The 14,888-nt window shown below is 62.2% G+C and carries 13 protein-coding genes, 1 tRNA gene and 1 rRNA gene; 7 read left to right on the top strand and 8 right to left on the bottom strand.

The features are described 5' to 3' along the window. Positions 1 to 29: 29 nt before the first annotated feature. Positions 30 to 2,084: a methyl-accepting chemotaxis protein gene (locus tag G7016_RS25815; RefSeq protein WP_181116986.1), complete on the bottom strand. Its 2,055-nt coding sequence runs from the start codon at positions 2,082 to 2,084 to the stop codon at positions 30 to 32. Between the two features lie 204 nt (positions 2,085 to 2,288). Here G7016_RS25815 and G7016_RS17460 point away from each other — a divergent pair. Both G7016_RS17460 and G7016_RS17455 read left to right on the top strand, forming a co-directional pair. Continuing rightward, positions 2,289 to 2,365, top strand: a tRNA-Met gene (locus G7016_RS17460). Positions 2,366 to 2,572: 207 nt separating this feature from the next. After that, complete coding sequence (locus G7016_RS17455) at positions 2,573 to 4,258, top strand: acid phosphatase (protein ID WP_181116984.1); 1,686 nt, start codon at positions 2,573 to 2,575, stop codon at positions 4,256 to 4,258. Here the strand turns inward: G7016_RS17455 and G7016_RS17450 are convergent, their stop codons facing one another. After that, a complete protein-coding gene (locus G7016_RS17450; RefSeq protein ID WP_181116982.1) occupies positions 4,259 to 4,954 on the bottom strand; it encodes a TerC family protein in 696 nt (231 codons plus the stop codon). It abuts the gene before it with no gap. A gap of 133 nt (positions 4,955 to 5,087) precedes the next feature. Here G7016_RS17450 and G7016_RS17445 point away from each other — a divergent pair, with 133 nt between their 5' ends. Next, on the top strand, positions 5,088 to 6,029 hold the full coding sequence (locus G7016_RS17445; protein ID WP_181116980.1) for a 2-hydroxyacid dehydrogenase: 942 nt from the start codon (positions 5,088 to 5,090) through the stop codon (positions 6,027 to 6,029). A 37-nt stretch (positions 6,030 to 6,066) separates the two neighbouring features. Here the strand turns inward: G7016_RS17445 and G7016_RS17440 are convergent, their stop codons facing one another. The 3 genes from G7016_RS17440 to can form a co-directional block, all read right to left on the bottom strand. Next, positions 6,067 to 6,618, bottom strand: coding sequence for a D-Ala-D-Ala carboxypeptidase family metallohydrolase (locus G7016_RS17440; RefSeq protein ID WP_181117186.1), 552 nt, complete (start codon positions 6,616 to 6,618; stop codon positions 6,067 to 6,069). A 29-nt stretch (positions 6,619 to 6,647) separates the two neighbouring features. Further along, positions 6,648 to 7,169, bottom strand: coding sequence for a superoxide dismutase family protein (gene sodC, locus G7016_RS17435; RefSeq protein ID WP_181116978.1), 522 nt, complete (start codon positions 7,167 to 7,169; stop codon positions 6,648 to 6,650). A gap of 85 nt (positions 7,170 to 7,254) precedes the next feature. Further along, positions 7,255 to 7,893, bottom strand: a complete 639-nt coding sequence (gene can, locus G7016_RS17430; protein WP_181116976.1) for a carbonate dehydratase — start codon at positions 7,891 to 7,893, stop codon at positions 7,255 to 7,257. A gap of 133 nt (positions 7,894 to 8,026) precedes the next feature. On the opposite strand from can, the gene G7016_RS17425 reads away from it, so the two are divergent. Then, entirely contained in the window at positions 8,027 to 8,452 is a 426-nt protein-coding gene (locus tag G7016_RS17425) for a serine kinase/phosphatase (protein ID WP_181116974.1), read from the top strand. 12 nt (positions 8,453 to 8,464) lie between these two features. On the opposite strand, the gene rimI is transcribed toward G7016_RS17425, so the two are convergent. Together rimI and G7016_RS17415 are read right to left on the bottom strand one after the other, a co-directional pair. Then, on the bottom strand, positions 8,465 to 8,914 hold the full coding sequence (rimI, locus tag G7016_RS17420; protein ID WP_181116972.1) for a ribosomal protein S18-alanine N-acetyltransferase: 450 nt from the start codon (positions 8,912 to 8,914) through the stop codon (positions 8,465 to 8,467). After that, on the bottom strand, positions 8,911 to 9,699 hold the full coding sequence (locus G7016_RS17415) for an energy transducer TonB (protein ID WP_181116970.1): 789 nt from the start codon (positions 9,697 to 9,699) through the stop codon (positions 8,911 to 8,913). The genes rimI and G7016_RS17415 overlap by 4 nt, the downstream gene beginning before the upstream one ends. Before the next feature lie 158 nt (positions 9,700 to 9,857). On the opposite strand from G7016_RS17415, the gene mksB reads away from it, so the two are divergent. The 3 genes from mksB to mksF are packed head-to-tail and all read left to right on the top strand — an operon-like array spanning position 9,858 to position 14,624. After that, entirely contained in the window at positions 9,858 to 11,141 is a 1,284-nt protein-coding gene (gene mksB / locus G7016_RS17410) for an Mks condensin complex protein MksB (protein WP_181116968.1), read from the top strand. Next, on the top strand, positions 11,131 to 11,796 hold the full coding sequence (gene mksE / locus G7016_RS17405; RefSeq protein WP_181116966.1) for an Mks condensin complex protein MksE: 666 nt from the start codon (positions 11,131 to 11,133) through the stop codon (positions 11,794 to 11,796). Before mksB ends, mksE begins: the two co-directional genes overlap by 11 nt. After that, complete coding sequence (mksF, locus tag G7016_RS17400; protein ID WP_181116964.1) at positions 11,793 to 14,624, top strand: Mks condensin complex protein MksF; 2,832 nt, start codon at positions 11,793 to 11,795, stop codon at positions 14,622 to 14,624. The genes mksE and mksF overlap by 4 nt, the downstream gene beginning before the upstream one ends. Positions 14,625 to 14,766: 142 nt before the next feature. Here the strand turns inward: mksF and rrf are convergent. Further along, a 5S ribosomal RNA gene (gene rrf, locus G7016_RS17395) occupies positions 14,767 to 14,882 on the bottom strand. Positions 14,883 to 14,888: the final 6 nt, after the last annotated feature.

Genomic DNA, 14,888 nt, shown 5'->3' with positions numbered 1-14,888 from the left:
CTTGCAACACATTCTTCCAGCTGCCGGCCCTAGGCAGTAGCAAAGTTGGCGGTAGTCGCCCGCAGCGCCGTGCTGCCTCGGTTCAGCCGGTCGGCGGCGCCATTGACCTCACGGGCACCGTCGAGCAGGCGCAACGCGGCCTGATCCACCTGCTGGATATTGCCGCTCACTTCATCGGCCGTTGCCGCCTGCTGCTCCACGGCCGTCGCAATATGGGCCAGGGTGTCATTCACGGCTTGCACGGCCCCTGCGATCTCACCCAGGCTGGCACCCAGCCCTGTGACCGCAGCGGCATCCCCTTCCGCTTGGGCGCAGGCGGCCTGCATCAATTCCACCGCCTGCTGAACGGTTGCGCGCAGGCTGTCCACGGTCGCGGCGATCTGCGCAGTGGACGCCTGAGTACGCTGAGACAAACTGCGCACTTCATCGGCCACCACCGCAAAGCCCCTTCCCTGTTCACCGGCGCGGGCAGCCTCGATGGCGGCATTGAGGGCGAGCAGGTTGGTTTGGCCAGCGATACCGCCGATCACATCGACCACTGATTGGATCTGTTGGCCCTGCTCACTCACCCGCCCCAGGGCTTGGGCGCTGGCACTCAGACGCTGGTTGAGTTGCTGGATATTGCGTGTGGTCAGTTCGCTCTGGCGGCTGCTGCTCACTGCGATCTGCCGGGTGTGCCGTGCGCTTTCCGAGGCTTCCTCACACCGCTTGGCCACCTCTTGCGAGGTCGCGGCCAGCTGGGTAGCGGCAGTGGCGATCTGGCTGATCTGCAGCTGCTGGCTTTCCACGTCGCGCAAAGTGCCGCTGGCCTGGCTGGTCAGTGTGTCCACCGCGCCGCCCAGGGTGGTGCTCTCGCGATCCACTGCCGCCAGGCTGCCGCGCAACTGGTTTACCGCCGCATTGAGGGCAAGCGAGATCGCCGCCAGTTCATCGCGCCCCGCTACCGGTACCTGAACCCGCAGGTCACCATCGCGCAGGGACTCGGCCAACTTGGTAATACCGGCAGCACTGCGCCGGATGGACGCCTGCAAGCACACGAACAGGTAAACCGCGGCCAGCAGCAGAATGCCGAAGCCTATGCCCACAGGTACCATTTCGGCCATGGCTTGCCCATGGTAATAGGCAAGGCGCTGCTCCAGCGAAGCGAGCGCCTGCTGGCGCATGGCCAAAATGCTCCCGAGCAGGGCATCCACGGTGCTGTCGAATTCCGCCGCCGAGAGGTTCACCGAGCCGCCGAAGAGTTTTTCGTCGAGCAACTTCAGGGTGCCGTCGAGTTGCTCCGTACTCTGCTGGTATTGCCGCGCCCAGCCGAGGTCTTCAGGCAAGCGCCCGCTCAACGCTGCCCCACTTTTGAGCAACTGCTCGCGGGCATCGCCGATGCGTGCGCGCAGATCGCGCATCTGCAAGCGGCTTTGCAGGCTGAACTGCCCGGCCACTACCGAGCTTTCACCCGCTGCCGCCAGCCGGCCAGCCCGCTCGTAAATATCGGGCGCACGCTGGGTTGCGATTTCCATCAGCAGGTAGGTTTCCATCCAGGGGTCGAGAATCAGGCCGCTGTCCATCGCAACCTGTTCGCGCAGCAGTTGCAAGGCGCTGATGGCCGCTGTGAACTTATCGAAGCCGTCTGGCCACCATCCCACGCTGCGCAAGGTTTGCAAGTCCACCCCGGCTGCAGCCTGCTGTAGCGTCTGGTAACGGCGGCGCGCTTCTTCGCTTGCACCGGTATCACTCAGCAGTTGGCCCAGCTGTAGCATCGCTTGCTGCAATTGAGGGCCATTGGCCTCCAGGGCACTGATGGCCGCTTTGGCTGCGGCCGTGGGGTCATGAAGAATGTCGACCGCCTTCCAGCGGGCCGCCAGCGCGCGCTGTTCGCTCAGCAGGTGGTCCACTGGCTCAAGCGCAGCCAGCTGCGCCGTGCCTTTGCGCTCGGCATCGATCACCCGCAAGCGTTCGCGATAACCATTGCCCAGCATCACCAGGCTCACAGTGAGGGGCAGCATGAACAGCAAAAACAACAGCAGAAATTTACCGGCGAAGGTAAACCGACCCAGCAGATGGGTTCCGGGGGAAAGCAGAGTGGCCATGTCCGACTACGCTCCTGGACAAACGACGCGCCCGGCCAAGCCGGGGTAAGCCCAAAACAGTGCAAAAATCACACCCGCGCACGCTTCCATCGGGCGGCTGCCGCTGAGCCTTGGAGATCAAGCGCTTACGAGCGCACGTACGGAAAAAAAATGAAACCGAATGCTTGACAGCCCCCCGGGTTCCGCGAATAATGCGCGCCACTTGGCTACATAGCTCAGTTGGTTAGAGCATAGCATTCATAATGCTGGGGTCCGGGGTTCAAGTCCCTGTGTAGCCACCAAACACTGTTTCGGTCACTGTTGTACTGGTCATCGAAGCATCAGAGAAGCCCGCACTTGTGCGGGCTTTTTTGTGCACGCTCGAAAAGCATTCTTCGCCTGATCCTGAAGGCTGTATGAAACTTCCTCAGCCCCTTCAAGCTGTCACTTGAGCGTCATCTTCCGTTGCTAGGTTCCGGGCCATCTCTGGATACGCCTACGGAAGCCCAATGAGCGATCAGCCTGAAGACCCGTTCGATAGCGAGAAACCCGCCCTTTCGTCCACCCGCCGCCGGTTTCTGGGTGGCCTTGCCGCGATCGGTGCCGGGGGCGCCCTCGCCGGTTGCGCCCCCTCCAGCGCAACCCCTGCACAACCTGCCCCGCTTACCCCTGTCGAGCTGGACCATGCCCTGCGGGAGAATGTTAAAACTGTGGTGGTGATCTACGCCGAGAATCGCAGCTTCAATAACCTGTTCGCGAACTTCCCGGGCACGGAAAAACCTTTGTCCGCGCTCAAGCCCGGCGACTATCAGCAGCGGGACCGCGACGGCAGCCTGCTGACGAACCTTCCTCCCGTATGGGGTGGCGTGTTGCAGCTGGGGCCGCAAACGCTGGAAGGCCTAACCTACCCAAGCGGCGTGCAGTATCAGGAAAACTTGCCCAACGCGCCGTTCCCACTCAAGGGCCCGCAGGGCGAAGACCTGCCCATGGGGCTGGTCACTCGCGACTTGTGGCATGTGTTCTACCAGAACCAGATGCAGATCAATGGCGGGCGCAACGACCAGTTCGTGGCTTGGGCGGATTCGGGAGGCCTGACCATGGGCTATTACCCTCAAAGCCGCTATGCCTTGCGCCTGTGGGACCTGGCCGAGGAATTCGTGCTGTGTGACAACTTCTTCCAGGGCGCTTTTGGGGGTTCCTTCCTCAACCACCAGTACCTGATCAGCGCGACCGCCCCTGTTTACCCCAACGCCAGCACCTCGGCAGCCAAGTCACAGATCGCAACGCTGATGAGCGACGACCCGACAGACACCCGGCTCAAACCCCTGCCCGCTTCCCCCGCGAGCGCTATGCAAGGCCCACCGCAGTTCGGCCCCAGCGCGATTACCCCGGATGGGTATGCGGTCAATACCCTTGCCCCGCCCTATTGGCCCACCTGGATTCGCGACCCGGACCGGCCGGATTACTCCAAGCCCGACCTTCCCAACGTGCTGGTCCCCCAGCGCCATGACCATATCGGCGACAAGCTGTCGCGCAAGGGCGTGGACTGGGCCTGGTACGCCGGAGGCTGGCAGGCCACCCTGGATCAGTTCAAGGACTCGCCAGGCATTCCGAAGATCCCCAACTTCCAGTACCACCACCAGCCCTTCAACTATTTCGTACAGCAAGGCCCGGAGCACCCCGAAGAGCGTCAGCGGCGGCTGCGCGATGGCGGCCTGGGCGACGATCCCTCCAGCAACCACTTCCTGGCGGACGCAGCTGCCGGCAAGCTGCCCGCGGTCACGTTCTACAAGCCCCAAGGCAACCTCAACATGCATGCCGGGTATGCGGATGTAACGTCCGGGGACCGGCACATCGTGCGCGTCGTGAAAACCCTGCGCGAAAGCCCCCAGTGGAAGAACATGGTGGTAGTAGTCACGGTGGATGAGAACGGCGGCTGGTGGGACCATGTCGCGCCGCCCGAAGGTGACCGCTGGGGCCCAGGTTCGCGCATTCCGGCGCTGGTGATATCGCCCTTCGCCCGCAAGGGGACCGTGGACCACACCGCGTACGATACTGCGTCCATCCTGCGGCTGATCACCCGTGTATTCGATCTGGAGAAGCTGGACGGCCTGGCGGAGCGAGACAAGGCCATGGCGACGCGCGGCCAGGCGCCCCTGGGCGACCTTTCCAACGCCCTGATTTTCAATCGCTGATCAGGTAGAGCTCACCCGCTGCCGAGCGCGGTAGCGGGACAGGCCCATCCCCAGCAGCATCACCAGCACTGCACCGGCCGCACTGGCGAGGTACTGCAAGGCCGACCCATGTGCGGGCGCCCAGCGCTCAAGCACGGGGTCGGCCATGGCCAGGCTGAGCGCGATCCAGCCGATCAACCCTCCTCCCAGGGTGACGATGATCGGGAAACGCTCCATCAAGGCCAGCACCACGCGGCTGCCGAAAATGATCAAAGGGATACTCAGCAACACGCCAGCAGCCACCAGGTAGAGGTTCCCCCGGCCGGCCGCAGCCACGGCCAGTACGTTATCCAGCGACATCACCGCATCGGCGATGATAATCGTCTTGATCGCGGCTAACAGGTGGGTGCCGCCGTCAACGGCGTGAGGGTCCTCTTCAGGCGAAGCGATCAGGCGGATGCCTATCCACAGCAGCAGCAACCCCGCGCCCAGCTTCAGCCAGGCAAGCGCCAGAAGGTGCATGGCGAAGAACAGCAGCACCACACGAAGCGCTACGGCGCCGGCCATACCTGCCCAGATCGCCTGCCGCCTGCGCTCGGCCGGCAGACGGCGGCACGCCATGGCGATCACCACGGCGTTATCACCGCCCAGCAGCAAGTCCAGCACCAATATCTGCAGCAGGGATGTCCATACCGCGGGATCCTCGATCCACGCCATGCTTGCCTCCAGTCAGCGGTTACCCGATGAGCTCGTAAGCCCGAGTGACTGTGACCCGCTTGCACGGGGATTTTCTCCCCCCACCTGGCACTGCACGGTACAGTGCGCACATTGAACGCAGGGAGAGCCGCGAATGAGCGCGACCGTATTGGTACTGGTAGAAACCATTGGCGAATATCTGCCGATGCTGGAAAACGCAGGCTTCGAATTGATCGTGGCAACCACCCCGTCGGCCCGCCAGGCCGCCATTGAAACCCACGGCGCAACCATTGATGCCGTACTGACGCGTGGCCCACTGGGGCTTACGGCGCTCGAAATCGATGCACTGCCCAAGCTGCAGATCATTACGGTGATCGGTGCCGGCTACGAACGCGTAGACCTGCCCGCTGCCCGGGCGCGTGGGATCGTAGTCACCAATGGCGCAGGGGTGAATGCGTCGGCAGTGGCAGACCATGCCATGGCCCTGTTGCTGGCGCTGGTGCGCGATATTCCGCGCGCGGATGCCTCGGTTCGCCGTGGCGAATGGAGCAAGGTGATGCGCCCGTCGCTGGCTGGCAAGCGCCTGGGCATTCTTGGCCTTGGCGCAGTGGGCATGGCCATTGCCCGGCGCGCCTCACTGGGCTTCGGCATGCCAGTGGGCTACCACAGCCGCCGCCCGCGCAACGAGGCGGAGTACACCTGGTTCGCGGACGCTCGGAGCCTGGCGCAGAGCAGCGACGTGCTGATGATCGCCACGCCCGGCGGTGAGGGTACGCGCCAGTTGGTCGATGCCGGTGTGATCGAAGCGCTGGGGCCGCAAGGCTTTCTGGTGAACGTTGCGCGAGGCAGCGTGGTGGATACCGCCGCGCTGGTGGAGGCCTTGGGCAATGGGCACCTGGCGGGTGCCGGTCTGGATGTATTCGATGATGAGCCCAACGTGCCAGAATCGTTGAAGGCGTTGCCGAATGTGGTGCTCACGCCCCATGTGGCAGGCCTGTCACCCGATGCCGTGAAGGCCACTGTGGAGCTGGTCACGCAAAACCTGCTGGCACACTTTTCCGGGCGCCCGGTGCTTACGCCGGTACCGCTGGGCTAAACCGCTACTGTCGGAGCAGGCGAAGCTTGCGAACGGGTCAACGGCAGAAGGATGTGCGCTGGCTGTAGTCTTCGCCCCAGGTTCGGTAGCCAGCGGTGTCCAGGTGTACCCGGCCGGAGGGGTAGCGGCTCAGGCCCATTCGCCAGGCCTGCCCTTGCTGCTTCCAAAACCTGCATAACCCGTCTACCGAGCCTCCGGGCAACAGATCGACTGCGAAGCTGCGCACATGAGCGCTGCGGGTTGATCCTCCCGCGCAACGGTTCAGGGTTTCATCCCGCCAGGCCGAGGCCACCTCGAATTCACCCAGCACACGTAGCGTTTTCAGTGCTTTCAGCAAGTCGAGGGTATCGGCAACCGCAGGCCATTGGGGTTCGGGGGCTATGCCGAAGGGTTCGGCGCCGCAACGCTGCCAATCAGTGGCCGTTCTGAGTAATTGCCACATGGGCACTACCTCGCCCACGCCCCGGCGTTGCAGATAACGCTGGAACGCACTTATGCGCTCGGAATGGGAGGCAGCCCACTCATTGAACCGAGCAGGGCCTCGATCGGGATCTTTCGAGGTATCAGCCTGAGCGGGGGTGGCGAACATCAGCGCCACCCCCAGGGCGATCACGGCCTTCACAATACGCCGCAGGCTACCCGAGCACCGCCACCGCCGAGCGGTTGCGGCATGTCGGCATGGTTGTCACCCCCCGCATGGATCATCAACGCATGCCCTTGGACCTGGCTCAAGGTTTTCAAGCGTGGCGCCAGCACAGGGTACGTGGCGGTACCGTCGGCATTGACGTAAATGGCCGGCAGGTCGCCCAGGTGGCCTTCGCCATAGGGGCCCAGGTGCTTGCCGGTCTTGGCAGGGTCCATATGCCCGCCAGCGGCTTCGGCCGGGGACATCTTGCCGTCCTTCATGGCCGGGGCGCAGCTACCGTTCTGGTGTACATGAAACCCATGTACACCTGGGGGCAAACCTTTGAGGTGGGGGGTGAACAATAACCCGTAGGACGTCTCCTCGACGTTCACCTCGCCGATCGGCTGCAACGCCCCTTCCGGGCCGGCGAGGTCGAGGGTAACTACTTTGCTTGCTGCTTGCGCGCCTACGCTGCCAGCAATCAGCAGGGCTGCGAACCATCCATATGCTTTCATCGTGCCTCCGGGGCTACCTGTCATGAGCGTCTTGTCCACGTTAGTGGAGTTTTCGCCAAAAGGTTCGCCCCGGCTTGATGGCAAATTATGTCAGGGGGCGCAGTCGGTACTGAGGAGGCAACTGCTCGAAGCCACTGATGGTGGTGTCCAGGCTCTTCCAGCGGCCGTCCTTGATGCCGTAGATGCAGCCATGAACCGACAGGCTTTGCCCGCGGTGCCAGGCATTTTGAACGATGCTGGTGTGGGCCACGTTGGCTACCTGCTGGATCACGTTCAGCTCGCACATGCGGTCTACCCGTGCTTCCTCGGTTGGCAGCGAGGAAAGGGTATGGCGGTGCTCGTAGTACAGGTCGCGGATAGAGCGCAGCCAGCCATCGATCAGCCCCAACTGGCGATCCTGCATCGACGCACGTACGCCACCGCAACCGTAGTGGCCGGTCACCAGGATGTGTTTCACCTTCAGCACGTCCACGGCGTACTGAATCACCGACAGGCAGTTGAGGTCGGTGTGCAGGACCACGTTGGCCACGTTGCGGTGCACGAAGAGGTCACCTGGCAGCATGCCAACGATCTCATTGGCGGGCACGCGTGCATCGGAACAGCCGATCCAGAGGAATTCCGGCGTTTGCTGGCGCGCCAACTTGGCGAAAAAATCAGGGTCGCGCTGGGTAATGGCGTCGGCCCAGCGGGCATTGTTGTCGATCAGTTCTTGCAGGTCGTTCATGGTCAGGCCTCGAGAGTGATGCGCCAGTATGACTCCGCTTCGGCAGGCCGGGTCACGTTGCAGAAGGCGGCTCGATTGAATCTTGGCAAGCGCGGCGAGTCCACCCTACAAGGCCCATAACCGGAGGAAAATCATGGAACCCACACAACGCCCCTACGGTGCGCCGGAACCTTCCGAAATCGACACCACCGAAGACCGGATCGGCTCGGTACACCCGCTGGACTTCAATGACCCGAACGGCGATGGCCCGGCAGGCTTTACGGGCGATGCCCTTGAAGACGAAGCGATGGCTTCGCCGCAGCGAGTCAACGAAGCTGGCTTGACTGGGGCATCGACCGACGACCACCACCAGACTATGGACGACATGAGCCCTGAAACGCTCATTCGTGAAGACGGCTCGGAATCGGTTGAAGAGGCCGAACTGAGCGGCGCCCCGGCAGACTTGCAGCTCAACCCGGTGGACGAGGATGACATCGGTGGCGGCGATGGGCTGGACGAAGCGGAGCTGGCCCGCCTGGACCCGCTCGACGGCAAGAAGTGGGATGGCGAAGCGGAGTAACCCGCAGGCCAGTCACATCAGGGTGCAGGCCATAACCAATGCATCCTCACGGCCGCCGGCGGCAGGGTAGTAATCCCGCCGTCGGCCCACTTCATTGAAACCGTAGCGGTCATACAGGCGATACGCCGACTGATTGCTCGCGCGAACCTCCAGGAAACATTCCCGGCCATTGAGTGCCAGCGCCCGATCCATCAAGTGCTCAAGCAACTTGAGGCCCAGGCCCCGGCCTTGATTCTCTGGCTTCACGGTGAGGTTGAGCAGGTGCGCCTCGTCAATGATCACATGGATCACCCCGTGCCCTACCAGCTGCTGGCCTTCGAACATCAGCCAGACTTCGTAGCTTTTCAGCCCGTCGAGGAAGATGCCTCGGGTCCACGGATGCGTGTAGGCGGCGTATTCGATCTTGAGTACGGCGTCCAGGTCCGCCTCGGTCATGGGGCGAAACGTTACTGCGTCATTCATTCCACGGGTTTCCAGCGCGCCATCAGCGGGCGCATCGCATGCCAGACGTCCGCTTTTCGCATCGGTTCGTCCATCAGGGTTTCAAGGCCGGGCAAGGCCCAGCCCTCACAAAGGTTGTCTATGGGCACCAGGCTATAGAATGCGGACTCACTCGCGTCGGCGGCGTAGCGCAACGCCGGCAGGCCGACCAGCCAGATGCAATCGCAGGGCTCGGTTTCCAGTTGCACGGAGATAAAGCCTTGCACGAAATCTCGCGCCGCTTCCGGCCCCTGGTCAAGGCTGCCCCGAGCCAACAGCGGCCAGCGTACGGGCTCCCCGATCAGCCTCGGGCTGTCGGGCAAGCCCGCGGCACGCAGCATGTCCTTGAGCAGGAGGTAGCCGGGGTCCCGGGATTGGAAAGCCTCGCCCGTGGGCAGCTCCACCAGCACCAGGCAGGCACCGGCCCGCAGCAGCTGCAATGCGAAGCGAGGCGCCGCCACAACCGGTTTGGAGGCCTTGGCTGCAGGCGCAGGCGCGGCCTCGGTGGATTTGGCGGGTTTGACCGCCACCGCCGGGCGCGGCAGTTCGGGCCGTGGGCGCTCGGCTGGCGACGGGTTCGGCGCGGTGGCTACCCTGGCAACGGCCGGAGGCACGCTCGTCGGGGCATGCGCCTCGGGTTCTGCGGGGGCTTCCCAGGCCAGCAGCTCGGCCCGTGACGGTGCGGCGAACGGCAACTCGGCACGGGGCAACCACTGGACCACTTGCATGGCGTCCAGGTAGGCGCGGCGGCGGGGTTCGTTCAGCACAGGCAGCTCATCGTTGATCGCAAAGGCAGCGATTCTACCGCGAGCGGGGATAATTCACGACCGCTACGCGACAAGCTCACCCGGCCATCAGCGAACCCGCCGCAGGCTTGATGATGCGCTACAATCCGGCCTTTTTCTGGCAACCAGGCGGCCATCCCATGATCGAACCCAAGCGGGTGCTACGCGCCCTCGCCGAGCACTGGGCCCTGCTCGAACCCTTATGCGAGCGTTTCGACCAAGGCACCTTGAGCCTCGCAGAGCTGCGCGTGCAATTGGCCGCGCAACAGCGAGACAGCACGCCTCAGGACATCACGGCCTTGCTGGATGTGTGGATTCGGCTGGACATCCTCGTTCCGGTCGCCAAAAGCCCCAATCGCTTCGAGCTCAATGCCCAGATCCACGACTTTCTGGCTTACCTGCGGCGCGAGCACCGGCTGGGGTTATGCCTGGAGATCGAAGCGTACCTGCGGCACCTCGAGCGGCTTGCCGGGCACATTCAAGATGCGTTCGACATCCGCGACAGCAATGACCTGGCGCGCCAATTGCGTTTGTTGGACATGCGTGTGCGTGACGTGCTCAAAAAGCTTGCCAACGACGAGCAGGCGCTGGTGGCGGTGGCCGAACGCGCCAAGACCAGTGACCGGCAGATTCCGCTCCGCCAGCGCTATGCCGAGGTGCTGGCCACCTGGGACGAATATGTAGAGCCGATGATCCAGCTGGTGAACGCCGATGGCGCCTTCGAACAAGGGGTGCGCAAGGTGGAAAACGTACTGCTGCGCTTGTTGGGCGAGCAACAGCGCCTGGGCCATCTGATTGATGACGACATGTTGTTGCGTACCCATGCGCGCATTCTTGAAATGCAAACCAGTGCCCAGCTCACGCTTCGCCATGCTCGGGAACTGCTGCTGCCATTGCGAGAGGAAGCCCGTCGGCACAACGCTGTGACCCGGGGCGCTGCGCTGGCGCTGGCCGCCATGCGCCGCAAGGGGTTGGATGCGGTGCCCCAGGCAGCCCTCCCCCTCTTCACCCGCCCACAAAGCAATTTTCTGGGCACCGCAAGCCAGGTGGAGGCCTACGTTTATGCATTGGCCCGGTTCGAATCCCGCCCGGCGCGCTTCCCCCGATCCGAGAAAGCCAGTGACCAGGCCGACACGCGCAAGGCGCCACGCACAGTTCGAGAAATGCTTGACCGTTGCGAACAGGCCCTGCCGTTGCCAGACCTCATGCAATGGCTGCTGGACCAAGAGCCCGAGGGCGAGACTGACGAGCTGCTGTACTGGTTTTCACGCCTGTCCAGGGACAAGCGCTTCGCTCGCCAGCGCCTGGAACGGCAGGACTATGCCACCCCTGAACACCTTGTGAGCCTACGCTCCTTCGCCCTGTTTTCACCCGCCGATTTACCCGCCGGCGCGACCCCCGTGAGCCTTGCCGATGAATCTTGACCTGAGTGAACTTACCCAACTGGCGCCGATATTCCGGGAGCTGTTCAAAGGCTTTCATATCAGCCGACGCGATCCGGAACTGTATGCACAGCTGTCGAACTTCCAGGATGCCTATCGGGGGCTGTTTCGCGCCCTGGGCTTTGAGCTGGTGTGCGATACCCGTGGCTTTTATTACTTCGTTCCCGAACAGGCCGCGGCGCAGGTAAACAAAACCGCACAGCGGCTTTCGCTGTTCACGTTCATCCTGGTGGAGCACTTGGCAGACCAAGGCCGCGACCCGATCAGTGTGCTCGACGGCGGGAGCCTGGGCCGGGATGAACTGCCCGGGCTGCTGGAGAAATACCGGGACCTGTTCAGTCAGGCGGAAGTGCAAACAGCCGAAGAGCTGGAAGAGAAGATCATGCGCCGCATGGCCCAGCTCGGCTTCACTCATGAAGAAAACGGCATTTACCGGTTCCTTGCGCCCATGCACCGGTTCCTTGATGTGTGCCTGTCGGTTCAGCAAGACCGTGACCTTGCCGCCAGCCTGCACAGCGCTTTGCCGCTCCCAACGCCTGTTCTGGTGGATGACCCTCTGGAAGGTGGCTTCGAGGAGGACGAGGAACAGGCGCTTGCCGCCGCGATAACCGATGAACAAGAGGAGCTACAAGCATGAGCCAGGAACGCTACGGCATTCGGCGCTTCGCCTTGTTGAACACCGCTGGTTATAGCTTGGGGCTGTTCCCGCTTGAACACCCGCTGTCAGTGTATGGCGCGAACAATCTCGGCAAGAGCGCCTCGATCAACGCCCTGCAGTTCCCGATCCTGGCACGCATGTCGGACATGAGCTTTGGCAAATACAGCCTGGAGCAGTCCCGCAAGTTCTACTTCGCCAGCGATACCAGCTACATCCTTTGTGAGGTTCTACTCCCTCACGGGCCCCATGTGATCGGCGTAGTGGGTCGCGGCCCGGGCGGTGGCTTCGGCCATCAGTTCTTCGCCTATGCCGGCGCGCTGGACCTTGCCCATTACCAGAAAGACGATACCTGCCTGCGCCAGAAAGAGCTGTTCGCCAATCTGGACCGCCATGGCATCAAAGCCTATGAAGTAAAGCCCGACGAGCTACGCCGGCTGTTGGTGGGTGGCCATACGTCCATTCCGCTGGACCTTACGCTCATCCCGCTGCGCTCCACCAGTGAGCAGAGCCTGAAGACGTTCCGTGCGCTGTTCATCAACTTGCTGCACATGCGAGAAATCACCGCGGCCAAGCTCAAGCAGCTGTTCCTTGATGCTTTCGAGCACAGCCTTCGCTCTGGGAGCGTGGACTACATTGCGGCCTGCGAGGAAGCGTTCCGCGATGTCCGCCGCATGGAGCAGGACTACCATGCACTGGTTGCAGCCGGTCCTCTGGTTGAAGCGTTAGCCAATGGGGTACGCCAGCGTGATCAGCTGCGCGGCAAACTGCACCGGCTTTCGCCTGTTCTCGACGCGCTGCTCGGCACCTGGCAGGCCTACGCGCAGGATCGCAAGGAAGAACTGGTGGTTCAGGCTGAGCATTATCGCAGCCAGCAGGATGTATTGCAGAACGACCAGCGCGGAACCACTCAGGAGCTGATGCGCCTGGAGCGGGAAATCACCGGCGTACAGCGATGGTTGGGTGAATTGTCCGTGCTGCGTCATCGCTTCGCCTTGGTAGACGATGCCCGCGTACTTGAGCAGCAACTGTTGGTTGCCAAGGATGCCCACGACGAGCTGGCAGGGGCATTGGCCCACGCGAGGCAATTCAGCAGCGATGACCTGGAAGCGCGAGTGCGCGAACTGGAAAGCCGGTTGAAGTCGGTGAAACAGCAGCTGGACCATGCGGACAACAATAGCTATGCGCGCTTGCGTGAGGAGTTCTCACAGCAGGATGTAGAGCGGCTGATGCGTGTGTTCAACGGCGCGCTGTTCACCCTGCCCTTGGGCGAGAAAGGCATTGACCTCCAAGGCAGTGACGCCTGGGTCAAAACGCTCGAGGCGATGCTGGATCAGTTCAAGGGCGATCGCTTCGAAGTGCCAGGCCTTTCCATCGATCTTTCCTCGATCGAAGTTCCGGCCCTGCAAGCCTTGGCAGATCGCGCGGCATTGAGGGATCAGAAAGAACGCCTCGACAAGGAACTGCGTCAGCTGAAAACCCAGCAAACGGTTACCTCGGACAGGGTCGCAAGCAAGGCTCAGGCAGACGCGCTGTATCAGCAAGTACTGGATGCACAGAAAGCGCTGGAAGATTTCCGCCGGGCGCAGACCCTCGCAGCCGAGGAGCCTGCCAAGCTGGAACAACTGGCACAGATGGAAGCCGCGCAGGATGACCTGAAGCGTTCCAGCGATGCGTTCGCCGAGCGCGTTCAGCAGCTGGCGGCCAAGCTTCAGCTGGTAAGCCGTCAACTGGGTGACCTTGAATCGCAGCAGCGCACCCTGGACGATACATTGCGCCGCCGTCAGTTGCTGCCTGCCGACCTGCCATTCGGGACACCGTTCATGGAGCCGGTAGATGACAGCATGGACAATCTCTTGCCCCTGCTTAACGACTATCAAGACAGTTGGCAGGCATTGCTGCGCGTGGATGGGCAGATCGAAGCGCTGTATGCGCAGGTCCGCCTCAAGGGTGTCGCCAAGTTCGATAGTGAGGAGGACACCGAGCGACGCCTGCAGCTGTTGATCAATGCGTATGCCCACCGCCAGGACGAAGCCCTTACTTTGGGCAAGGCCCGCCGCGCCGCGGTCACCGATATCGCACGCACCTTGCGCAACATCCGTAGCGACTACGACAGCCTTGAGCATCAACTGGGGTTGTTCAACCGCGAGATCAACCGCCGCCAGGTTTCGAACCTGGAAAGCTTCCGTATCGTGCTTGCGCCGAACAAGGAAGCACTCAAACACATCGACCAGATCATCTACAGCGCCGGACAATATGAAGAGGGTGAGACGCTTTCTGTCTTCGACCTCAGCCAAAGCGCTGAGCAAGACAGCAAGAACGAGGAGGCAAAGGAGTATCTGGCCAGGCTCGTTGCAGCCAACCATAACCAGCTGGGCCTGAAAGACCTGTTCGAACTGGCTTTCGAGATCACCAAGGTACATGGGCAGCCCGTGTTGCATACGGACATTGATGGGGCAGCATCAAACGGCACCACAATGACCATCAAGGCGCTCACCAATATGTACCTGTTGCTGCACCTTATGGATCGGGAGCGGGCCGGCAAGATCCGTCTGCCTTATTATCTGGACGAAGCGGCAGACATCGACGAACGCAACCAGATGGCACTGCTCGAGACCAGCCAGCAGTTGGGGTTTACGCCTATCCTCGCCTCGGTCAAACCACAGGTTTCGGCACGGGTAGCGATCGATCTGGAAGGAGGAAGCGGGCCCAATGGGATTTATATCGACGAGGCGGACTGGAAGATCATTCGCCGCCATGACGAGCACCCGGCTGCAGAGTTACTCAAGGCCGCAGAGGTAACGGCTTGAAGCGCTGACGGCTCATATGCCCCGCCTGGTGCGGGGCTTTTTTTTGCGTGCGCTTCTGGGCTGGAAGGGAGCGTAATGTTTTTAGGGGTACAGAAAAGACAAAACCCCCGATCGCGAGGCGATCAGGGGTTCTGGGTTTGAATCTTGACGATGACCTACTCTCACATGGGGAAACCCCACACTACCATCGGCGATGCATCGTTTCACTGCTGAGTTCGGGATGGGATCAGGTGGTTCCAATGCTCTATGGTCGTCAAGAAATTC

The organism is Pseudomonas japonica, assembly GCF_013522925.1.
Taxonomy (GTDB): domain Bacteria; phylum Pseudomonadota; class Gammaproteobacteria; order Pseudomonadales; family Pseudomonadaceae; genus Aquipseudomonas; species Aquipseudomonas japonica_A.
Note: the sequence above shows the minus strand (reverse complement) of the source record. Positions and strands in the feature narration are given on the sequence as shown.